The organism is Arthrobacter sp. BPSS-3 (assembly GCF_044628475.1).
Lineage (GTDB): Bacteria > Actinomycetota > Actinomycetes > Actinomycetales > Micrococcaceae > Arthrobacter.
Map to the genome: position 1 here is coordinate 333,018 of NZ_JBIMMV010000001.1, position 21,675 is coordinate 354,692.

At 70.2% G+C, this 21,675-nt stretch carries 19 protein-coding genes and 2 tRNA genes; 16 read left to right on the forward strand and 5 right to left on the reverse strand.

Annotated features, from left to right (window positions below; all coding sequences use genetic code 11):
* Positions 1 to 65: 65 nt before the first annotated feature.
* On the forward strand, positions 66 to 1,472 hold the full coding sequence (locus ACFVY3_RS01595; protein ID WP_400158547.1) for a glycosyltransferase 87 family protein: 1,407 nt from the start codon (positions 66 to 68) through the stop codon (positions 1,470 to 1,472).
* The gene (locus ACFVY3_RS01600; protein WP_400158548.1) at positions 1,469 to 2,254 is read left to right on the forward strand and encodes an SDR family oxidoreductase; all 786 of its coding nucleotides are present in this window, start codon (positions 1,469 to 1,471) and stop codon (positions 2,252 to 2,254) included. The genes ACFVY3_RS01595 and ACFVY3_RS01600 overlap by 4 nt, the downstream gene beginning before the upstream one ends.
* A gap of 25 nt (positions 2,255 to 2,279) precedes the next feature.
* Here the strand turns inward: ACFVY3_RS01600 and ACFVY3_RS01605 are convergent, their stop codons facing one another.
* Genes ACFVY3_RS01605 through ACFVY3_RS01620 form a run of 4 tightly spaced genes read right to left on the reverse strand, consistent with a single transcriptional unit; the run spans position 2,280 to position 6,876 of the window.
* Positions 2,280 to 3,470, reverse strand: a complete 1,191-nt coding sequence (locus ACFVY3_RS01605; protein WP_400158549.1) for an acyl-CoA dehydrogenase family protein — start codon at positions 3,468 to 3,470, stop codon at positions 2,280 to 2,282.
* Positions 3,471 to 3,479: 9 nt separating this feature from the next.
* Complete coding sequence (locus tag ACFVY3_RS01610; protein WP_400158550.1) at positions 3,480 to 5,000, reverse strand: APC family permease; 1,521 nt, start codon at positions 4,998 to 5,000, stop codon at positions 3,480 to 3,482.
* On the reverse strand, positions 4,997 to 6,211 hold the full coding sequence (locus ACFVY3_RS01615) for a glutathionylspermidine synthase family protein (protein ID WP_400158551.1): 1,215 nt from the start codon (positions 6,209 to 6,211) through the stop codon (positions 4,997 to 4,999). Before ACFVY3_RS01615 ends, ACFVY3_RS01610 begins: the two co-directional genes overlap by 4 nt.
* Before the next feature lie 2 nt (positions 6,212 to 6,213).
* A complete protein-coding gene (locus tag ACFVY3_RS01620) occupies positions 6,214 to 6,876 on the reverse strand; it encodes a Tat pathway signal protein (RefSeq protein ID WP_400158552.1) in 663 nt (220 codons plus the stop codon).
* Between the two features lie 178 nt (positions 6,877 to 7,054).
* Between ACFVY3_RS01620 and ACFVY3_RS01625 the strand changes: the two genes are divergently transcribed.
* The 6 genes from ACFVY3_RS01625 (at position 7,055) to ACFVY3_RS01650 (ending at position 13,138) form a co-directional block, all read left to right on the forward strand.
* Complete coding sequence (locus tag ACFVY3_RS01625; RefSeq protein WP_400158553.1) at positions 7,055 to 7,708, forward strand: MOSC domain-containing protein; 654 nt, start codon at positions 7,055 to 7,057, stop codon at positions 7,706 to 7,708.
* 438 nt (positions 7,709 to 8,146) lie between these two features.
* Positions 8,147 to 10,159: a DEAD/DEAH box helicase gene (locus ACFVY3_RS01630; RefSeq protein ID WP_400158554.1), complete on the forward strand. Its 2,013-nt coding sequence runs from the start codon at positions 8,147 to 8,149 to the stop codon at positions 10,157 to 10,159.
* Positions 10,160 to 10,414: 255 nt separating this feature from the next.
* Positions 10,415 to 10,486, forward strand: a tRNA-Thr gene (locus ACFVY3_RS01635).
* Positions 10,487 to 10,547: 61 nt separating this feature from the next.
* A tRNA-Met gene (locus ACFVY3_RS01640) sits at positions 10,548 to 10,621 on the forward strand.
* Positions 10,622 to 10,778: 157 nt separating this feature from the next.
* Complete coding sequence (locus ACFVY3_RS01645) at positions 10,779 to 11,438, forward strand: NAD(P)H-binding protein (protein WP_400158555.1); 660 nt, start codon at positions 10,779 to 10,781, stop codon at positions 11,436 to 11,438.
* Between the two features lie 128 nt (positions 11,439 to 11,566).
* Positions 11,567 to 13,138 (forward strand): Na+/H+ antiporter, encoded by a 1,572-nt coding sequence (locus tag ACFVY3_RS01650; RefSeq protein ID WP_400158556.1) that lies wholly within the window; start codon positions 11,567 to 11,569, stop codon positions 13,136 to 13,138.
* Between the two features lie 9 nt (positions 13,139 to 13,147).
* On the opposite strand, the gene ACFVY3_RS01655 is transcribed toward ACFVY3_RS01650, so the two are convergent.
* On the reverse strand, positions 13,148 to 14,368 hold the full coding sequence (locus tag ACFVY3_RS01655) for an ROK family protein (protein WP_400158557.1): 1,221 nt from the start codon (positions 14,366 to 14,368) through the stop codon (positions 13,148 to 13,150).
* 83 nt (positions 14,369 to 14,451) lie between these two features.
* Here ACFVY3_RS01655 and ACFVY3_RS01660 point away from each other — a divergent pair, with 83 nt between their 5' ends.
* The 8 genes from ACFVY3_RS01660 (at position 14,452) to ACFVY3_RS01695 (ending at position 21,606) form a co-directional block, all read left to right on the forward strand.
* Positions 14,452 to 16,158 carry a glycoside hydrolase family 13 protein gene (locus ACFVY3_RS01660; protein ID WP_400158558.1) on the forward strand — a complete coding sequence of 569 codons (1,707 nt, stop codon included), beginning with the start codon at positions 14,452 to 14,454 and terminating at the stop codon, positions 16,156 to 16,158.
* Positions 16,155 to 17,135 carry an aldo/keto reductase family oxidoreductase gene (locus ACFVY3_RS01665; protein ID WP_400158559.1) on the forward strand — a complete coding sequence of 327 codons (981 nt, stop codon included), beginning with the start codon at positions 16,155 to 16,157 and terminating at the stop codon, positions 17,133 to 17,135. Before ACFVY3_RS01660 ends, ACFVY3_RS01665 begins: the two co-directional genes overlap by 4 nt.
* 145 nt (positions 17,136 to 17,280) lie before the next feature.
* Positions 17,281 to 18,144, forward strand: a complete 864-nt coding sequence (locus tag ACFVY3_RS01670; protein ID WP_290255983.1) for a CoA ester lyase — start codon at positions 17,281 to 17,283, stop codon at positions 18,142 to 18,144.
* Positions 18,145 to 18,170: 26 nt separating this feature from the next.
* A complete protein-coding gene (locus ACFVY3_RS01675; RefSeq protein ID WP_400158560.1) occupies positions 18,171 to 19,094 on the forward strand; it encodes a DUF2797 domain-containing protein in 924 nt (307 codons plus the stop codon).
* 55 nt (positions 19,095 to 19,149) lie between these two features.
* Positions 19,150 to 19,374, forward strand: a complete 225-nt coding sequence (locus tag ACFVY3_RS01680; protein WP_400158561.1) for a DUF3188 domain-containing protein — start codon at positions 19,150 to 19,152, stop codon at positions 19,372 to 19,374.
* Positions 19,375 to 19,393: 19 nt separating this feature from the next.
* Entirely contained in the window at positions 19,394 to 19,873 is a 480-nt protein-coding gene (locus ACFVY3_RS01685) for a MaoC family dehydratase N-terminal domain-containing protein (protein WP_400158562.1), read from the forward strand.
* 2 nt (positions 19,874 to 19,875) lie between these two features.
* Positions 19,876 to 20,313 (forward strand): MaoC family dehydratase, encoded by a 438-nt coding sequence (locus tag ACFVY3_RS01690; RefSeq protein WP_377973209.1) that lies wholly within the window; start codon positions 19,876 to 19,878, stop codon positions 20,311 to 20,313.
* Between the two features lie 15 nt (positions 20,314 to 20,328).
* Positions 20,329 to 21,606 carry an MFS transporter gene (locus tag ACFVY3_RS01695; RefSeq protein WP_400158563.1) on the forward strand — a complete coding sequence of 426 codons (1,278 nt, stop codon included), beginning with the start codon at positions 20,329 to 20,331 and terminating at the stop codon, positions 21,604 to 21,606.
* Positions 21,607 to 21,675 lie beyond the last annotated feature (69 nt).

The window sequence follows — 21,675 nt, forward strand, 5'->3', positions numbered from 1 at the left end:
GGGCGCAGACGCCGCCGGCGCGCTGCGCCGCCGTCCCGCTGCAGCATCGACTGGGGGATCCACACATGCCACTGCTCGACGCCGGCTTTCCGCACGCCCCGCCGTCCGCACTCCCGGACGCGCCGCCCAGCGTTCCGGGCCGCCGACGCCTCAGCGTTGCCTTCGCCGGCGCCCTGCTTCCGCTGGGTCTGGCCGCGGTCGCCCTCGCGGTGTGGCATTGGCTGTCCGGCTGGGGTGAGCAGGGGCTCGACTTCAGCGTCTACTGGTACGGCGGGAAGATCCTCAACGACGCGGGCCCTGCGGCGTCGGAGCTCTATCGGGGCAATGTCGACTGGGCCGGAGGACCCGGCCTGCCGTTTACCTACCCGCCCTTCGCCGCCCTCCTCTTAAGCCTGCTGGCTCGACTGCCCGAGAAGATCGCCCTGAACCTGTTCAACACCGCCGGAGTGATCGTTGCACTCTGGGCCGCTGTCCGCGCGGTCCGCTATTGGACGGCGAAGGCAGACTGGCGCGCGGCCTTCCGCGTCCCGGCCAACGGCTGGGGCGCGGCCGTCCTGGTCCTGGCCGTGCTCAACCTCGGCCCGTGGCGGGAAACCCTGGCCTTCGGGCAGATCAACATCCTGCTCATGGGCATGATGGCGGCGGACCTGCTGGCCCGGAACCCCCGCTGGTCCCGTGGCGTTCCCGGCAGCGGGTTCCTGGTGGGGGTCGCCGCGGGCATCAAGCTGACGCCGCTGGTCTTCGGGCTCTACTTCCTGGTCCGCAAGGACTGGCGCGGCCTGCTGAACATGGGGGCGGGCTTCCTCACCACCGTCCTGCTCGGAGCGCTGCTGCGCCCGGCCGAGTCCGTGGAGTTCTGGTTCCGGATCCTGCCGGACACCTCGCGGATCGGCGGGGCGGGCTACGTGGACAACCTCTCGCTCAAGGGCGCGCTGTTGCACTTCGGAGTTCCCGAGGACGCCGTGACCGTGCCCTGGCTGGTGCTGAGCCTGCTCGTGGTGTCGCTGGCGGCCGGCATCATCAAGTCGGCGAGCGAACAGGGTGCCCGGGTGGTCGCCATCTCAACGACGGCCCTCACCATGCTGCTGATCAGCCCCGTGTCCTGGTCCCACCACTGGGTGTGGGTCGCCGTCGTCCTGCCGGCCTTCGCCTGGACCCTGCGCGAAACCCCGGACCTCTACCGTGAGACGCGCTGGCTGATGGGTGCGGTGCTGGGCGTCTCCGTCCTGGTGTTCTTCTTCTCGCCGAAGACGATCGGCACGGCGTTCGGCGCGCAGAACCTCGACGTCCAGACGCCGGGGCTCTGGATCATGGCCTCAAGCGCCGGGGTCTTCTGCGCCGTCGCCCTGCTGCTGTGCTGGCGGCTGGCCCTGCACCGCGGGTCGCTGGCCCACGCCTTCGACGTGCACACCGCGCCAACGACGGTCCGCGCACCGGCTGCCGCGCGGGCCGCGCTAGGCTCGAGCGCATGACCTCGCCTCCCGGTTCCCCCGCCCCCGCCCCGGTCCAGCGCAGGACGGCCATGGTGACCGGCGTCGGACGGCTCGCGGGCCTCGGGGCCGGCATCGCGCGGCGGCTGGCCGCCGACGGCTGGGACCTGGTGCTCACCTACTGGCAGGACTACGACGCCCGGATGCCCTGGGGCGTCCAGCCGGACGACGTCGAACGCCTCACCGCCGAACTGCAGGCCACCGGGGCGGCGGTGGTGACGGTACCCGCCGACTTCGAGGATCCGCAGGCCGTCGACGTGCTGATGGCCACGGTCGCGGAGGAGGCCGGCACCCTGCACGGACTCGTGCTCAGCCACGCGGAATCCGTGGACTCCGGCATCCTGGACACGTCCCTGGCCAGCTTCGAGCGGCACTTCGCCGTCAACACCCGCGCCAGCTGGCAACTGATCGCGGCGTTTGCCCGCCAGGCTCCGGCCGAAGGCGGCGCAATCGTGGCGCTCACCAGCGACCACACCGCCTTCAACCTGCCCTACGGGGCGTCCAAGGGCGCCCTGGACCGGATCGTGATAGCCGCGGCGCGGGAGCTGGGACCGCAGGGAATCAGCGCCAACGCGCTCAACCCCGGCCCCGTGGACACCGGCTGGATGGACGCGCAGCTGCGCCAGGACCTGACCGGGCGGCAGCCCGGCGGACGGCTCGGCACCCCCGCGGACGTTGCCGGGGCGGTGGCGTTCCTGCTCTCGCCCGAGGGCCGCTGGATCTCCGGGCAACTGGTCAAGGCCGACGGCGGTTTCTCCGCCTGACGGCCCTGAGCCGGGGCCCGAACCGCTAGCGGAAGGCCGGGAGACCGGTGATGTGCTGGCCCAGCACCAGGGTGTGCACTTCGTCGGTGCCCTCGTAGGTGCGCACCGATTCGAGGTTGGCCGCGTGCCGCAGCGGTGAGTAGTCCAGGGTGATGCCGTTGCCGCCCAGGATGGTCCTGGCCTCCCGGGCGATCGCGATGGCTTCCCGGACGTTGTTGAGCTTGCCGAGGGAAATCTGCTCGGGCCGCAGCTGCCCGGCGTCCTTGAGCCTGCCCAGCTGCAGGGCCAGCAACGTCCCCTTCTGGATCTCCAGCAGCATGTTCACCAGCTTCTCCTGCGTCAGCTGGTAGCCGGCCAGCGGTTTGCCGAACTGCAGGCGCTCCTGCGCGTAGCGGAGCGCCGCCTCGTAGGAATCCCGGGCCGCGCCCATGGCACCCCAGGCGATCCCGTAACGGGCCTCGTTCAGGCAGCTGAATGGGCCGCGCAGTCCGCGGGCGGCCGGGAGCAGCGCCTCGGGTCCCAGCCGGACGCCGTCGAAGGTGATGTCGCACTGGATCGAGGCGCGCATCGAGAGCTTCTGCCGGATCGGCGCGGCCGTGACCCCGGCGGTGCCGGCCGGAACAAGGAAGCCGCGCACGCCGTCGTCGGTCATCGCCCAGACCACCATGATGTCCGCCACGGACGCCAGCCCGATCCAGCGCTTGGCGCCGTCCAGAATCCAGCCGGCGTCCTCGCCGCTGCCGTCCCGGCGGGCGAAGGTTTGCATGGCGGCGGGATCTGAGCCGGCGGTGGGTTCGGTCAGGGCGAAGCAGCCGATCGCCTCGCCCGCGGCCATGCGCGGCAGCCACTGCTGCTTCTGGTCCTCGGAGCCCCACAGGTGGATGGAGGTCATGGCCAGCGAACCCTGAACCGAGACGAACGTGCGGATGCCGGAGTCCCCGGCCTCCAGCTCCATCGCGGCCAGGCCGTACTCGACGGCGGAACGGCCCGGGCAGCCGTAGCCCTCCAGCTGCATGCCCAGCACGCCCAGCTCACCGAGCTCCGGGGCCAGGTCCAGCGGGAACACGCCCTCGTCGAACCACTCGGCAATCCCGGGCCGGATCCGCTGCCGGGTGAAGTCGCGGACCTTCTCCCGGACGGCCAGCTCCTCGGAGCTGAGCAGGGAATCGATGGCGAGGACGTCGGAGACGTCGGACACTTCGGCGGGTCGGCTCATGCGGCCATCCTACGGCCGGGCGCCGTCGACCGCGGGCTCCGTCCGCGTTGGCCGGACGAAATAGTCCCGCGTGGCGGGGGCGAAGCGGCAGACGGCGGCGAGGACCACACCCAGTGCCAGCAGCACCACCCCGCTGACGAAGGCCCCGCCGACGCCGAAGATGGTGGTGTTGCCGTAGCCCGGGTCCCACATCTGCACCGCGGAGACCACGAACGCTGCCGTCAGCGCCACGGCCCCGACGGCGGGCAGGATCCCGCGGAACCACAGGTTCCGGGCCGAAGCGCGCAGGGTCCCGCGGAAGTACCAGACACAGGCGAACCCGGTCAGGGCGTAGTAGAAGGCGATGAAGAGGCTGATCGAGCTGATCGAATCGGCCAGCAGGTTCTGGCTCAGGATGCTCATCAGCACGTAGTAGCCCACCGCCGCGGCGCCCATCACCTGGGTGGAGAACCCGGGGGTCTGGTTGCGCGGGTGCACGTGGGCGAAGCGCCGGGGGAGCGCGCCGTGCACGCCCATCGAGAGTGTGCCGCGGGCCGTCGGGAGGATGGTGGTCTGGGTCGAGGACAGCACCGAGGCAAGGACCGCGACCACGATCAGCCAGCCCCAGGGGCCGAGCACGGTGTCCTTCATCGCCAGGAAAACGTCGCTGCGGTTGGCCTCGTTGCCCAGCCCGATCCCGTCCGTTCCCACCGAGGCATACATCATCACCAGCAGGGCCACCGAGACATAGATCGCCACCAGGATCACCGCGGAGAGCACCGCGCCGCGGCCGGGCGTGGTGGCCGGATGCTCGGTCTCCTCGTTGACCGCCAGGCAGGTGTCCCAGCCCCAGTAGATGAACAAGGCCAGCAGTACCCCGTGCACCGCGGCGCCCGGATCGGAGACGAGCGCCGCCGGGTTGAACCAGGCCGGGTCGAACGGCTGGCCCGAGGCTGCGGGGCTGCCGGCGGCGATCTGGACGATCAGGGCCACGGCGAAGATGCCGAGGGACACGTACTGGACGTAGGTCAGGGTGCGCTGGACGTGCTCGCCGAGCCTGATCCCGCGGTAGTTCACCAGGGTCATGAAGACGATGAAGACGACGCCGGTGGCCGTCACCACCAGCGGATTGCCGGCGAGCGACCCGTCGCCGATCAGCAGCCAGAGGTACTGGCCGGCGACCTGGGCGAGGTTGGCCAGCACCACGATCCCTGCCAGCGCCACGCCCCAGCCGCCCAGCCAGCCGGCCCACGGGCCGAAGGCGCTGCGGGCCCAGGTGAAGGTGGTGCCGCAGTCGGGTATGGCGCTATTGAGCTCGCGAAAGGCGTACGCGATGAAGAGGACCGGAATGAAGCCCAGCAGCAGGATCAGCGGCGTCGCGTTCCCGTTGACGGCCACGATCAGGCCCAGGGTGGCGGCGAGGGAGTACACCGGGGCCGTGGAGGCCAGGCCCAGCATGACGGAGTCGCCCAGGTCCAGGATGCCGGCGCGCAGGCCCTTGGCCGGGACCGCGTCCGCGGCTCCGGGCGCCGTCGTGGAGGGGATGGTCATAGCGCGATACCTGCCTTGGCTGAGTTCCGGCCGGCCGGGGGAGCGGGGGCCGGGGCGTCGATGGTGTTGGGGACGAAGCGGCAGAAGTAGTCGGTGACCGGGCCGTCGGATTCGCGGATGCCGCAGCCGACCGATTCGCCGTCGACCACCCACAGCCCCAGCACCGGCCGGTTGCCGTCGAAGTCCGGCAGGGCGTGGAACTGCTGGTAGCACCAGCCCTCCCGGCCGTAGTCCCCGGGCTGTTCCAGGCTGAGGCCGTCGGCGTGGATCCGGATGTTGTCCCCCTCGCGGCCGTGCAGCGGTTTGGCGACCCATTCCCGCAGCGGGCCCGGGCCGTCCAGGTAGGCCGGCAGCAGGTTGGGGTGGCCGGGGTAAAGGTGCCACAGCGCGGCAAGGAGTGACTTGTTGGAGAGCAGCATCTTCCAGGCCGGTTCCACCCAGCGGGGGTTGGAGGCCCGCTGGAAGAGCCGCTGGCCGAACCGTTCCTTGATCATCAGCTCCCAGGGGTAGAGCTTGAACATGGTGCTGATCAGGTAGTTGTCCAGGTCCACGAAGCGGTTGAGGTTGGGGTCCCAGCCGATGTCCGACATGTTGATCCCGATGGTGCTCCAGCCGGCCTGCTCGGCCACGTCGCGCATGTACGCGGCGGTCATCCAGTCCTCGCCGGATTCCTCCTCCTCGGCGTGGGCCACGTGCAGGGTGCTCATCCCGGTCCGGTACTGGAGCTTGCGCCACTGCCGGATCAGGGCCTCGTGGATGCCGTTCCACTGGTCCTTTTCCGGGTGGACGTCCTGCAGCCAGAACCATTGGGCGACGGCGGCCTCGATCAGGCCGGTGGGGGTGTCCGCGTTGTACTCGAGCATCTTGGCCGGGCCGCCGCGCCCGTCGTAGACGAAGTCGAAGCGGCCGTAGATGTCCACGTCGCCGGCCTGCAGCGATTCGGCTGCCAGCTCCAGCGCCTGCGGGCCGATGCCGATCCCGCCCATCGCCCCGGTGGCCAGGAACTTTGCCGCCTCCAGGCACATGAGGTGCATCTGCTCGGCAGTGGTCTCCAGCGTCTCCACCTCGTCCATGGTGAATTCGTAGTAGGCGTCCTCGTGCCAGTACTCGAGGGTCTTTCCGTCGGGAAGTTCGGTGGTGGAGAACACCAGGCCCTGGGATTCGATCCGCGCCTTCCAATCCGGGCGGGGTGTGGAGTGCAGCCGTTTCATCCCTAGCCTCCCGTGCTTCCGCCCTTGGCGCTGCCGCCGAAGCCGCCGCGGCTGACCGTTCCGCCCTTGGAGCTATACCCGGTAGAGGCCTTGGCGCCCGAGGGGACGGTTTTGCTGAAGCTGGGGTAGGCGGAGCGGTTCTGGCCGATGCCGGGGACGCTGGCGCCGCGGGAGTAGAAGTACCAGGCGTAGATGCCCGAGCTGCGGCCGGCGGTGCTGCTGTTGCCGCACTGGGAGTCGTCCACGCGCTCGCCGGTTTCGTCGTTGAAGCAGACCTGGGCGTAGTCGGCGTCGTCGCCGCCGCTGGAGACCATGGCGGTGATGGTGCCGGCCAGCAGTGCGGTGACACCGAGGCCGACGACGACGGTGCGGCGCTGGGAGCGCTTCTTCCGCGCCGCTGCGGCGCGCTCGCGGTCCCGCTCGAACGGATCGAACACTGCGGTGGGTCCGGCCTCCGCCGGTCCGTGAGTGGGCCCGGGGGCGGTGCCGGCCTGATCCAGCAGCTCGGGCCGGAGTTCGGGCTGGGGGACCTGCCAGGGTGGCGGCTTGGGACCCTTCCCGGGCGTGGTCGCGTCGCCTTGATTGGCAGCCTTGTCAGCGGCCCGGTCGCCTGCCGGCTCCCCGGGCTGGTCCGGGGCGCTGCGCCCGCCGTCGTGCGTGTCCATGCTTCCCCCTGCGTGGTTGCTTCTCCGAATGGCGGCCTGCGCCGGCCGGGACGGCCCGGCACTCCGGCGGACCGCGGAATTCTGAAAGCCAGCCTAACCGGCAAACAGCCGGTCCGCTGCGGATTCGACCGCTCAAAAACCCGGCCGCGCTGTCCCCGGACCGGCCTACACTGGTGCCATGGAAACCGCATCCGTGCTTGCCGTCTGCGTGGTACACCAGTTGCTCAGCGATGAGGGACGGCTGGGCGTCACCGCCATCGACAAGCGCCCGGTCCAGGGCCCGGTCAAGGTCCACCGGCTGGGGCTGCGCGGCGACGTGCAGGCCGACCGGCTGGACCACGGCGGCGAGGACCAGGCGCTCTACGCCTATTCGCAGGACGACGCCGACTACTGGGCGGAGGAACTGGGCCGGGACATCCCGCCGGGGTACTTCGGCGAGAACCTTCGGGTGGCGGGCCTCTCCGCGACGGATGCGGTGATCGGCGAACGCTGGCGGATCGGGCTGGATCTTGAGGTGGAGGTCACCTCACCCCGCGTTCCGTGCAGCACGTTCCAGCGCCGGGTGGGGGAGCCGCACTGGGTCAAGCGCTTCACTGAGGCCGGCCGGGTGGGGACCTACCTGCGCGTGGTCAAGCCCGGCACCATCCAGGCCGGCGACCACATCCACCGGCTCTACGTCCCGGCACACGGCGTCACAGTCGGCAAGTGGTTTGCCGACCCCACCCCGGAGGACGCGGACGCCCTGCGGGACGCCGAAGCGGACGGCTCCATTCGGCTGCAGCCCGAGTACCACCGGATGTTCGAGAAGCTGCAAGCCGGCCGCATGGCCTGAAGCGGGCTGTAGCCGTAGGCCTGCGCCGTGCCTAAATACGCCTTGGCCCTGGCCCCGACGGCCGGTGTGCGCAAGCTCACCGCCGTCGTCGTCGTTCTCCGTTGGCGCCCGTGCGGGGCCATGGCCTACACTTGAAGCATCCCCCACTCCGGAAATCCCTAATTCCTGCCCAATTTTTGAGGCAGGACTGGTAAGTGTTGGGGCCCGCCATTGTGAGCGGGCATTTTCATAGGGAGAGCCGGCTAAAGAAAACGCTGTACAGACTGCTGGGATAGCAGCCAAGAGATGCAGCGTGAAGTCCTGCCAGGGATTGCGAAAGCGCCGGACTTCTGTGACCGGCCGGTCAAAGGATGCCCGGCGTTAGTGCGTCACGCGTTCTGCGGCTCCGCTCACCTCGGGTTGTGCCGCTTGGCCCCTATGGATGAGGAAGAATCACCTATGCCCGAAAATCAGGACCACTCCGTCGACACCGAAACCGCCACCGCGACCGGTATGAACGACGTCGAGACCACCGAAACCACTGCCGCCGGGACTCCGGCCGAGCAGCCCGCTGAGAACGCCGGCCAGGAAGAAGAGGGCGTCAAGTTCGTCGACCTCGGCATCGACGGCCGCGTCCTCGCCGCCCTGCAGGACGTCGGCTACGAGAAGCCGTCCCCGATCCAGGCGGCCACCATCCCGCTACTGCTTGAGGGCCGCGACGTCGTGGGCCTCGCCCAGACCGGTACCGGCAAGACCGCAGCCTTCGCGGTGCCGGCCCTGTCCAGGCTCGCCGAACTGCACGACCTGAACGGCCCGTCCCGCAAGACCCAGGCCCTGGTGCTTGCCCCGACCCGTGAGCTCGCGCTGCAGGTGGCCGAGGCCTTCACCTCCTACGCCAAGCACATCGACGACTTCACCGTCCTGCCGGTCTACGGCGGCTCCGCCTACGGCCCGCAGCTGGCCGGCCTGCGCCGCGGCGCCCAGGTTGTTGTCGGTACCCCCGGCCGCGTGATCGACCACATCGCCAAGGGCTCCCTGGACCTGTCCGAGCTTCAGTACCTGGTGTTGGACGAGGCCGACGAGATGCTGCGCATGGGCTTCGCCGATGACGTGGAGCAGATCTTCCAGCAGACCCCCGAGGGACGCCAGGTTGCCCTGTTCTCCGCCACGATGCCCGGCCAGATCCGCCGGATGTCCAAGCAGTACCTGAACAACCCGGCCGAGGTGCAGGTCAAGTCCAAGACCACCACCGGCGCCAACACCCGCCAGCGCTACCTGCAGGTCATGGGCCCGCACAAGCTCGACGCCATGACCCGCATCCTCGAGGTCGAAGAGTTCGACGGCGTCATCGCCTTCGTGCGCACCAAGATGGCCACCGAAGACCTCGCCGACAAGCTCCGCGCCCGCGGCTTCCAGGCTGCCGCCATCAACGGCGACATCCCGCAGCAGCAGCGCGAGCGCACCGTCGACGCGCTCAAGGAAGGCCGGATCGACATCCTGGTCGCCACCGACGTCGCCGCCCGCGGCCTCGACGTCGAGCGCATCAGCCACGTCATCAACTACGACATCCCGCACGACACGGAGTCCTACGTGCACCGGATCGGCCGTACCGGCCGCGCCGGCCGCTCCGGCGAGGCGATCCTGTTCATGACGCCGCGCGAGAAGTACCTGCTGCGCTCGATCGAGAAGGCTACCCGCCAGCCGGTGGAGCAGATGCACCTGCCCACCGCCGAGACGGTCAACACCCTGCGCTTGGGCAAGTTCGCGGACAAGATCACCGAGACCCTCGAGTCCGAGGACGTCGCGGCGTTCCGTGACCTGATCTCCTCCTACGAGGAAGAGCACGGCGTACCCGCCGCGGAGATCGCCGCAGCCCTGGCCGTCATGGCCCAGGGTGGACAGCCGCTGCTGGTCAAGGAACTGCCGGCCGCTCCCGAGTACCAGAAGCGCGAACGCTCCAAGGACGGCTTCGGCTCCCGCGGACCGACCCGCACCCTCACCGAGGGCAACGCCACCTACCGGATCGCCGTCGGACGCCGCCAGCGCGTCATGCCGGGCTCGATCGTGGGTGCAATCGCCAACGAGGGCGGCATCTCCTCGGCCCAGATCGGCGGCATCGACATCCGCTCGGACCACTCCCTCGTGGAGCTCCCGGCGGACCTCAGCCCCGAGCAGCTGAAGGCACTGTCCCGCACCCGGATCGGCGGCGAGCTGATCCACCTGGAGCTGGACAACGGCCGGAAGCCCTCCGGGGACCGCGGCGCAGGCCACGGCGGCCGTGGCGGCTACTCCGGCGGCAGCGGCAACTTCAAGGGCAGCGGCGGCTTCAAGCGCGAGTTCCGTAAGAACGACGGCGGCGAGCGTTCGTCCGCTGACCGCGGCGGCCGCTCCTACAGCGACCGTTCCGAGCGCAGCTTCGGCGACCGCAAGCCGCGGACCGAGGGCGGTTTCAAGCCCCGCAACAAGTGGTAACCACCTGTAGCTAAGCACTACCCGGACGGGCCGGCTCATCGCGAGCCGGTCCGTCCTTTTTGTCCCCCCACAGGGGCTCGGCCCGGGCGCAACGTAGCCTTCGTCACATCCGGGCCTAAAGGGGTCCCGCCGTCGTTGTTTCAGAGGCCCCGGGTGCCGCTATATCCCCGTCCTGGCGCGGATTTTGGGGGTAGCGGGACGCCGGCTGCGCCGATTTGTTGGGAGCGGAATCTTCCGGTAGAGTATTTACTCGTTGCCCCCCTAGCTCAGTGGTAGAGCGCGTTCTTGGTAAGAACGAGGTCACCGGATCGATTCCGGTGGGGGGCTCTGAATGAGGGCCTGCGTCAAGGCGGTTTTGACCGGCTTGACGCAGGTTTTTCTCATTCGTGGCGGTGTAGCTCAGTTGGTTAGAGCGCACGACTCATAATCGTGAGGTCGGGAGATCGAGCCTCCCCACCGCTACAGATGAATCCCCGGAAGTGCGAAAGCGTCCGGGGGTTTTCTGTTTCCCGTCTCGGGGCGTTGCGCTATCACCTCCGGGGCCCATCCGGGCTGTCTAGCCGCCCGAAGTGATAGCCCAACGGATGCGGTAGTTGCCGGGGTGGGACAGAATGGGACGATGACGAAAATTGCGATCATCGGCGGCCACGGCAAAGTGGCCTTGAAACTCTCCAGCATCCTCACCCAGGACGGGTCCCAGGTGACCTCGGTCATCCGCAACCCCGAACACCGGGACGACGTCGCCGCCACCGGCGCCACCCCCCTGGTGCTGGACGTGGAAAACTCGACGACGGCGGAGATCGCCGCGGCGCTGGACGGCCACGACGCCGTCGTCTGGTCCGCCGGAGCCGGCGGCGGAAGCCCGGAACGCACCTACGCCGTCGACCGTGACGCGGCCACCCGCTCCATGGACGCCGCAGACCAGGCGGGCGTGCGCCGCTACGTCATGGTCTCCTACCTCGGCGCCGGGCCGGACCACGGCGTGCCGGAGGACAACAGCTTCCACGCCTACGCCGAGGCCAAGGCGGCGGCCGACGCCCACCTGCGCCAGAGCGGCCTGGACTGGACCATCCTGGGCCCGGGTTCACTGACCGACGGCGAAGGCAACGGCCTGATCGAAGCCAACCCGGCCGACACCTCCGACGGCACCGGCACCGCCCGCGCCAACGTCGCGCTGGTCGCGGCCGCCGTACTGGCCGAGCCGAAGACCGCGGGACACACCATCGAATTCCGTGACGGTTCGGCTCCGGTGGCGGACGCCCTGCAGTCCCTCCTCTAAGCCCTCCCAATCCCCGGACCCGGGGGCGCAGGCGCGCCCCCGGGTAGGGTGGTAGGGGCTCCCGGCCGCGCCGCAATGGCAATTGCGCCGACGGGCCCGGAAGCAATCACCCCGGGGAAAGTGAGCACATGGATCTTTTGGCCCTCATTATTGGACTACTGCTGGCCACCGTCGTGGCCGTGGGTCTGGGGGACCGGCTCCGGTTGCCCTATCCGGTGCTGATGCTGATCCTGGCCGTGGCGCTGACCTTCATCCCCGGCTTCCCGGAGGTTGACATCACCCCGGAGTTGATCCTTCCGGTCTTCCTCCCGCCGCTGCTCTTCGCCACCGCGCAGCGAAGCTCCTGGGCCGTGTTCCGGGTCCGCTGGCGCACCCTGCTCATGCTCGCCGTCGCCTTGGTGGTGGTCTCCACCGCCGTCGTGGCCGGTGCCGCTTGGCTGATGATTCCGAGCATCGGCATCCCCGCTGCCATCGCACTGGGGGCCATGGTGGCACCCCCGGACCCCGTGGCCGTGGATTCCATCGCGGGCCGGGTCCACATGCCCCGCCGGCTGATCACCGTGCTGCAAAGCGAGGGCCTGTTCAACGACGCGGCGGCTATCGTCATCTTCCAGGCCGCCGTCGCCGCCTCCGTTTCGGGCACCAAGCTGGGGCCCGACGTCGTCCTCCAGTTTGCGCTCGGCGCGGCCCTGGCCGTGGGCGTCGGGATCGCCATGGGCTGGCTCACCGGCCTTGTCACCCGGCTGGTGCAGTCCATGGTGGCCCGGAGCGCCGTCACCCTGGTGGTCCCGTTCGCCGCTTACATCCTCGCCGAGGAGCTCCACGCCTCGGGCGTCATCGCCGTCGTCGTCACCGCCCTTGAGGTGCAACGGCACTCACGGCCGCAGGACGCCGCCGAACGCATCACCCGGACCGCATTCTGGGACGTGGTGGAACTGCTGGTCACGGGCCTGGCGTTCGGGCTGGTTGGCCTGGAGATCCGTCAGGTCATCCATGATGAGGGCTCTGCGGTCCTCGGCATGGCCGGCACCGCGGCGGTGATCTGCGTCCTGGTCTTCGCCGTCCGCTTTGGCTGGCTGGCCCTGATGTCCGGGCTGGCCCGCAGCAGCAAGAACACGCTCCGGCCCACCTCCGCCAAGGAAGTGCTGATCCTCACCTGGTGCGGCATGCGCGGGCTGGCCACCCTGGCCCTGGCCCTCGCACTGCCGCTGACCCTGGAGGACGGATCACCGTTCCCGGCCCGCAGCGAGCTGCTGGTGATCGCCTGCGCCGTGCTGCTGGCCACCCTGGTGCTTCCCGGGCTGACGCTGCCGTGGCTGATGCGGGTGCTGAAGGCCTCCGAGGACGGGTCCGTGGAGCGGGATGCCGCCCGCCTGCTGGCCGCCCGCGCGCAGCAGGCCGCCGTCGCCGCCCTGAAGGACCACCAGCTGATGAAGGAGCTGCCCCCGGAGAAGGTGGCGCTGGTGAAGGAGAAGATGACCCGCCTGCACGCCGAGCTACTCGACGGCAGCCTGCGCAACGAAAGCCTGGGGGACAAGCGCAAGCGCGGCCGGGAGCTGGCGATCGCGGTTCAGACCATCGCCCTGGACGCAGCCCGCCAGGAAGTCGTGGCCGCCCGGAACGAACCGGATATGGACCCCGAGGTGGCGGACCGGGTGCTGAGGCAGCTGGACCTGCGCACCATGACCATGCCGGAGTAGGTGCGGCCGCTACTTCGTCAGCCGCAGGTCCAAGGCGTTCGCCTCGACGTAATCCAGGGCGTGCCGGACGGCGCCGACCGTCACGATCGCATCCCCCAGTGTGGAGACGGTGACTCGCGGGGGAGTGGCGGTGAGGGCCGGCAGGGCGGCGGTGATGCCGGGCAGCAGTGCGCCGGCGGAATCGGCGACGGCGCCGCCGATCACCACCTGCTCGGGGTTGATGAAGCTGGCGATCGCGGCGATCACCCGGGCCATCCGCTCGGCGAGGCGGTCGAGGATCTCCAGCGCTGCGGCGTCCCCGGCCGCGGCGTCGGCGAACACCCTCCGGGCCCCCGCCGGACCGCCGCCGGTGGGACCCCCGGCCTCCGCCTGCCACGTCCTGGCCAGGCTCGCGATGCCCGCGCTGGAACCCACGCCCTCCACGAGGGAGAGGAATCCCATCTCCCCGGCGCCGCCCGCCCGGCCATGCAGCAGCCGGCCCGATTCCAGCACTCCCGCGCCGAGGCGTTCACTGGCCAGCAGCACCACCAGGTCGGTCACCCCGGCGCCGGTTCCGCGCCAGCGTTCGCCCAGGGCCGCGAGGTTGGCGTCGTTCTCCAGCCGCACCGGCCAGCCGTGGCGTTCGTGGAGGGCGGAGCGGAGGCCGACGTCGAACAGGGTCCAGAAGTGCTGGGCGGCGAGGACGGCACCCTCCCGGTCGACCGGGGCGGCGATGCCGGCCGTCACCGCCAGCACCTTCTCCGGGGTCTGGCCGGCCTCCCGGAGTGCGTCCAGGCAGGCCCGGTCCACCACGCTGACGCGCTCCTCCGCCGGGATGTCCGTGGCCCGGAAGGCCGCACTGGCCCGGCCGAGGACGGTGCCGCGCAGGTCCGCGACGGCCGCCGTCGTGGTCCCCGCGCCGATGTCGACGCCGAGGACGACGCCGGCGCGGGCATTCAGCTCAAAGCGCCGCGCGGGCCGGCCCTTGCGCGGTTTGCCGGCGGCGGAGGGGGAGGCGCCTTCGCGGGCCGGGGTGTCCAGCTCCCTTAGCCAGCCGCTCCGGACGAGGTCCTCACACACGGCGATCACGGTGGCACGGGTGAGTCCGGTGGCTGCCATCAGCCCGGTGCCGGTGGCCACCTCCGTGGTCCGGACGGCGGCGAGAACCGCCTGGGCGTTGACCCGGCGGAGGGACTGCGGCGTACCGGCGGCGTGCGGCTGCGGAATCTTGACCTCCCTGTAACGCGGCACCCATAATTGAGCGGTAATAGATTTAGTTTCTATCTAAATTATGCTGTCCAAAGTATCAGACCCGGCTCTCATAAGGACTTCACTTGTCGAACACCGCCACGCTGGCCACCCTGTCCGGATCCGACGCCGCCGCCGACCCGAACTGGTGGCGCCAGGCGTCTGTCTACCAGATCTACCCGCGCAGCTTCTCCGACTCCAACGGCGACGGCATCGGTGACATCAGGGGCATCACCGCCAAAGTCCCGTACCTGAAGGCCCTCGGCATTGACGCCGTCTGGCTCTCCCCGTTCTACCCGTCCGCCCTCGCCGACGGCGGCTACGATGTCGACGACTACCGCGACGTCGATCCCAAACTGGGTACCCTCGCCGACTTCGACGAGATGTCCGCCGCGCTGCACGCCGCCGGGATCAAGCTGATCGCCGACATCGTCCCCAACCACTCGTCCAACCGGCACGAATGGTTCAAGGAGGCCCTTGCCTCCCCGCGCGGCTCGGACGCCCGCGAGCGTTACATCTTCCGCGATGGCAAGGGCGAGAACGGCGAGATCCCGCCCTCGGACTGGGAGTCCGTCTTCGGCGGCCCCGCCTGGGAGCGCATCACCGAACCCGACGGCACCCCCGGCCAGTGGTACATGCACATCTTCGCCAAGGAACAGCCGGACCTGAACTGGTCCAACCGCGAGATCCGGGACGACTTCCTGAAGACCCTGCGCTTCTGGTCCGACCGAGGCGTGGACGGCTTCCGCGTCGACGTCGCCCACGCCCTGACCAAGGACCTGACCGAGCCGCTGCTCTCCAAGCTGGAACTCAGCGAGGCCAACACCGGCACCGACGGCTTCATCGACGGCTCGCACCCGTTCTGGGACCGCGACGAGGTGCACGAGATCTACGTCGAGTGGCGCGAGGTCTTCAACGAATACAACCCGCCGCGCACCGCCGTCGCCGAAGCCTGGGTCCACGCGAGCCGCCGCGCCCGCTACGCCAGCCCGCAGGGCCTGGGCCAGGCGTTCAACTTCGACCTGCTGCAGGCCGACTTCGACGCCGACGAGTTCCGGGAGATCATCACCCGCAACCTCGCCGAGGCCACCGAATCCGGCGCCTCGTCCACGTGGGTGTTCTCCAACCACGACGTCGTCCGGCACGCCACCCGGTACGGCCTCCCGCAGGGCGGCGGCAAGCACGCCAAGGGCCAGGACGGCAAGGGCTGGCTCCTCGCCGGTGCCCCCGCCGAGGAACTCGACATCGAACTCGGCCTGCGCCGCGCCCGGGCCGCCACGCTGCTGATGCTGGCGCTGCCCGGCTCTGCCTACTTGTACCAGGGCGAGGAACTGGGCCTCCAGGAAGTCGGCGAAATCCCGGACTCCGAGCGTCAGGACCCCACGTTCTTCCGCAACAAGGGCGTCGAGATCGGGCGCGACGGCTGCCGTGTCCCGCTGCCCTGGGAAACTGAGGGCAGCTCCTTCGGCTTCGGCGCCGGACGTGCGCACCTGCCCCAGCCCGAATGGTTCGGCCGCTACGCCGTCGCCGCCCAGGACGGCCAGGAGGGCTCGACCCTGGAGTTCTACCGCAAGGCCCTCAAGCTCCGCCGTGAGTTGCAGGCCTCCGAGGAACTGGAATGGGTGGAGAACAGCGATGCGGGTGTCTTGCACTTCCGCCGGCACGACGGCTGGCAGTCGGTGACGAACTTCGGCTCCGACGCCGTCGACCTGCCCGCCGGTGAGGTCCTGATCAGCAGCGGACCCCTCGACGGCGGCCGGCTGCCCGGCAACACCACCGTCTGGCTGCGGTGAGTGCCGAAGAAGTGCCCCCCGTCAAGGAACTGAACCCTGTCCAGGAACTGATTTATGGCTGCATGGGCCTGGGCGGCAGCTGGTCGGCGGAGCCGTACACGGCAGCCGACGTCGATCAGGCGGCGGCCGCGGTTGATGCCGCTCTGGAGGCCGGCATCACCCTGTTCGACCATGCCGACATCTACCGCAGCGGCAAGGCCGAGGCGGTGTTCGGCGAGGTGCTGGCACGGACGCCGGGCCTGCGCGAGCGGATCCGGCTGCAGACCAAGTGCGGGATCCGGCTGGGTGAGAACGGACTCGACGCCTACTACGACCTGAGCGGCGAGGCGATCCTGGAACGCGTCAACGGCAGCCTTGCCCGGCTCAAGACGGACTACGTGGACGTGCTGATGCTGCACCGGCCGGATCCCCTGCTGGATCCGGCCGAGGTGGCCTCCGCCGTCGGCCGCCTCATGGCCGAGGGAAAGGTCCGCGCGGTTGGCGTGTCCAACATGTCCGCGGCGCAGATCGAGCTTCTGCAGGACCGGGTGGAGGCGCCCGTCGTGGCCAACCAGTTGGAGATGAGTCTCGGGGCCCGGGCCTGGCTGGAGAGCACGGTCCTGGTGAACCATGCCGACGGCACGGACTACAGCTTTCCGCACGGCACCGTGGAGCACTGCGTCCGCCGTGGCATCGGGCTGCAGGCCTACGGAGCGCTGGCCCAGGGCCGGTATACCGGGGCGGCCGGCGGTGGGGATGCCGCCGCAAGCGCGACGGCGGAACTCGTCGCCGCGATGGCGGCGGAGAAGGGCACCACCGGCGAAGCCGTGGTGCTCGGCTGGCTGATGAAGCATCCGGCCGGCATCTCTCCGGTGATCGGCAGCGCCAACCCGGAGCGGATCCGCGCCTGCGCCGGTGCGGCGGACGTGGCCGCGGCCATGACCCGGCCCGAGTGGTACCGGCTCTGGATCACCGCCCGCGGCAGCAACATCCCCTAACCCATCCCACGGGCCGGCAGGCGAGGCTCTTACAAGCCCCATCTGACGGCCCGTGGGCGGCGGGAACGTGATTTTGGTCGTAATGGTCGCCCGGAACCGGGGTATTACTTGGCGGCCGGACGTTCCGGGCGGCTAGCGTAGAGGCATGACCTCTACGACCACCGCCGGGATTGTCCGGCCCCAACGCAATGTCCCGGCCGAGATCGCCCGCTCCTGGCTGCTGGTCAACGCCATGAAGCCGGAGCTGTTCACCGAATCCTCGGAGTCCCGCGCCGACGCGATCATCCTGGACATCGAAGACGCGGTGGACCCCTCCCAGAAGGACCAGGCCCGGCAGCACGTCGTCGACTGGCTGACCGCGGGCGGCAACGCCTGGGTCCGGATCAACGACGCCACCAGCCCGTTCTGGGCCGACGACCTCGCCGGCCTCCGCGGCACCCCCGGACTGCTCGGCGTGATGCTGGCCAAGACCGAGTCCGCGGACCAGGTCACCGAGAGCTTCCACCGCATGGACGGCAAGACCCCCGTCATCCCGCTGGTTGAGTCCGCCGTCGGCATCGAGGAAGCCAACCACATCGCCAAGGCCCAAGGCGCGTTCCGCCTCGCTTTTGGCTCCGGTGACTTCCGCCGCGACACCGGCATGGCCGCCACCCCGGAGGCCATGGCCTACCCGCGCGCCAAGCTCGTCGTCGCCAGCCGCGTCGGCAACCTGCCCGGCCCCATCGACGGCCCCACGGTGGGTACCAACCACCCGATCCTGCGCGAGCAGACCGGCATCACCGTGATGATGGGTATGACCGGCAAGCTGTGCCTGGCCATCGACCAGACCCACGTCATCAACGAGGTCATCAGCCCGACGCCGTCAGACGTCGCCTGGGCCACGGACTTCATGGCCGACTTCGAGGCCAACGGCCGCGTCATCCGCGACGGTTCCGACCTGCCGCGCCTGGGCCGCGCCGAGAAGATCATGAAGCTCGCGGTAGCCTTTGGGGTGCAGCCGGCCCTGTAGCGGCGCCCGACCCGTCAGGAGACCCCGTGATCCATGCCAACGAGCTGGTTCACGGGGTCTTTTGGGATCAACCGGAGAATCCCCGCGCCGCCCTGCGCGTCCAGGACGCCGCGGGCGGCTTCCGGGATGTGGAGCTCGACGCCGGAACCCGGCTCGGGTTCCGGATCTCCGTCCCCGGCAAACACTGCCTGGGCCACCACAGGGTGCACGGCCCGGCCGAGCGGGACCACATCCCCTGCCCACGGAACGCTCACGCCGAGCGCGGGAACCAGTGCGGCCCCTGCTTCGCGGCGGACGATTCCCGCCTGATCCACGACTTCCACCGCGGCGGCCACGTCCCGCCGCCCGGCCTGCGGGCCTACCTGATGCAGCCGCACTGGCTCTACGTCGCCTCCTTCGCCCACGGCGCCACCAAGGTGGGCACGGCCTCCGCGCTCCGGAAATGGCACCGGCTCGCCGAACAGGGCGCCGTGGCGGCACGGTACATTGCCCGGGCCGACGACGGCCGGATCGTCCGGCTGCTCGAGGACCTGGTCACCCGGGACGCCGGCCTGCCCCAACAGATCCGGTCCGCCGCCAAAGCCGCCGGCCTGGCCGACCCGCGCCCCGCGGCCGAGATCGATGCCCGCAACGCCGAGGAAGCTCAACGGGCCAGGGCGCTGCTGAGTGTGGCCGGCGGCGACGGGTACGAAGTGGTGGACGAACCCTGGGCCCGGCCTGCGCTGGCGGACCTGGCCTGCGGCCACAGCCCCCGGCACCCGTACCCGCACCCCCTCGCCGCCGACGCCCACGGCTTCACCATCCGGTCCCTGAGCGGCGGGATCGCCCTCGCCGGCCTGATGGACAACGGGCCGGAGTTCGTCGTCAACCTCGGAGACCTGAAGGGACGCCTGCTGGAAACCGGGGAGCACCACTCCGAGGTGCCGGCGGTCCAGGAGTCGCTCTTCTGAGCCGGAGCTTCCAAACCGGGGCGGGCCGCCCGGTCCGGCCCCGTAGAATGGCAGGGTGCTGAACGAATTCTGGGCCACCGCGCCGACCCGCTACAAGGTGCTCGTCTTCGGCGCCATGGGACTGATCGCCGCCGGCATCGTCCTCACGCTGATCGGCAACTCCACCGGCAACCAGGCGCTGTCCTTCGCCGCCCTCGGCGTGATCGGCGCCGGCCTCATCCTGCACATCGCCGGCATGGTGGTCCGCGGCCAGGCGATCCGCAAAAAACTCCAGCGGTAGCGGCCGCTAGGCTGGACTCATGACTATTAATCCGGACCTGCAGGGACGCAGCTACCCTGCCGCAGAGGTTTACGACGTCGGCCGGGATAAGATCCGCGAATTCGCGCGCGCCGTTAAGGCCGCCCACCCCGCCCACTTCGACGTCGAGGCTGCCCGGTCGCTGGGCCACGCGGACCTGGTGGCACCGCCCACCTTCGCCATCATCGTCGCCCAGCGCGCCGACGCCCAGCTGATCGCGGACCCTGCCTCCGGCATCGACTTTTCCCGCGTGGTCCACGCGGACCAGCGCTTCGTCCACCACCGCCCCATCACCGCAGGGGACCGGCTCGTAGCCGAGCTGCACGTCGACGGCGTCCGCGCCATGGGCGGAGGGGCCATGATCACCACCCGCGCCGAAATCTTCGCCGTCACCGGCGACGACGCCGGAACGGATTCCGGGCAGCGCGTCCCGGTCGCCACCACCACCTCGTCCATCCTGGTCCGCGGAGAGGGACAGTAACCATGACCCCCACTTTCACAGAACTCACGGTCGGCCAGGACCTGGGCAGCCGCACCATCGAGGTCACCCGCACGGACCTGGTCAAGTACGCCGGCGCCTCCGGAGACTTCAACCCCATCCACTGGAACGAGGCCTTCGCCACCGGTGTCGGCCTGCCCGGCGTGATCGCGCACGGCATGTTCACCATGGGCGCGGCCGTCCAGCTCGTCACCGACTGGGCCGGCGACCCCGCCGCCGTCGTGGACTTCCAGACCCGCTTCAGCAAGCCCGTCCCCGTCGCGGACACCACCGGAACGCCCGACGCCGGCGCCGTGATCGAGGTCGCTGCCGTCATCGGCGCGCTCGACGCCGAGGCGGGCACCGCACGCGTGGACCTCACCGTCGCCTCGGGCGGCCAGAAGGTCCTGATGAAGGCCCAGGCCGTCGTCAAGGTGGCCTGACCCGATGGCGCTGCCGTGACGGTCGGAACCCCGCAGGCCACCGAGATCACCCGGTGGCGCAACGCGGTGGTCGCGGCGTACGCCTTCAGCGGCGTCGCCTTCGCCAGCTGGGTGTCCCGCATCCCCGCCATCCGTGACGGGCTGGACCTGACTCCCGGCACCGTGGGCCTGCTCCTGCTCTGCATGACGCTGGGGTCCTTCGTCTCCGTATCCGCGTCCGGGCTGATCGTGCTGCACTTCGGGTCCAAGCAGACCATCCGGATCGGCAGCATCATGGTGGGCACCGGGCTGGTGATCGCCGGCATCGGCACCTCCGTCCTGGTCAGCCCGCTCGCGGTCGCGGCCGGGCTGGTGGTGGTGGGCCTGGGCACCGCCAGCTGGAACACCGCCTCCAACGTCGAGGGGGCCGCCGTCGAGCGGGCTGTGCGCCGGCACATCATGCCGCGCCTGCACGGCGCCTTCAGCCTCGGAACGGTCGCGGGGGCCGGCGCAGGAGCGTGGGCCGCCGGCGCCGGGATCCCGGTCGCCTGGCACCTGGCCGCCGTCGGCGCCCTCGTCGCCGGATCCGTGGCTACGGCCGCAACCTGGTTCCGCGCTGACGTCACCCCTGTGACCGCCGACGAACCCTTCACCCCCGCTGGCCCCGATACCTTCGAGGACCCGTCCACCGGGCCCATCCCCGTGATCAGCCACGCCTCCCAGGACGCGGCCGCGCCCCTGGACAACAAACGCCAGATCGCGCAGGCCTGGCGCGACCGCAGGACCCTGCTGCTGGGTGTGCTGGTCCTCGGCCTGGCCCTCGCCGAGGGGGCCGCGGGGGACTGGGTGGCGCTGGCGCTGGCCGACGGCCACGGCCAGACGCAGGCCGCCGGGGCCGCCGGGTACGGATTGTTTGTCACCTTCATGACCGTGGGCCGGTTCGCCGGAACCGTGGCGCTGGACCGCTTCGGCCGGGTCCCGGTGATGCGCTGGTGCGCCGTGCTGGCCGTTGGCGGCCTCGCCCTGTTCGTCTTCGCCCCGGTGCCGTGGCTGGCCTACGTGGCCCTCGCGTTCTGGGGACTCGGCGCGTCCCTGGGCTTCCCGGTGGGGATGTCTGCTGCGGCCGACGATCCCGTGCGCGCCGCGGCGCGGGTTTCCGTGGTGTCCACCATCGGCTACGGCGCATTCCTCTGCGGACCGCCGCTGCTGGGACTGCTGGCCGAGCACGTGGGAATCCTGCACTCCCTGCTGGCCGTGATGGTGATGCTGGTGGTCAGTTTCCTGCTCTCCCCGGTGGCGCGGAAGGCCGCCTGACTCCTGGCCCTCCGGTCCGGTGCCAGGCCGCATTCCCACGCGGGTGCCGGCCTGCCTCCCGGGTCGGGC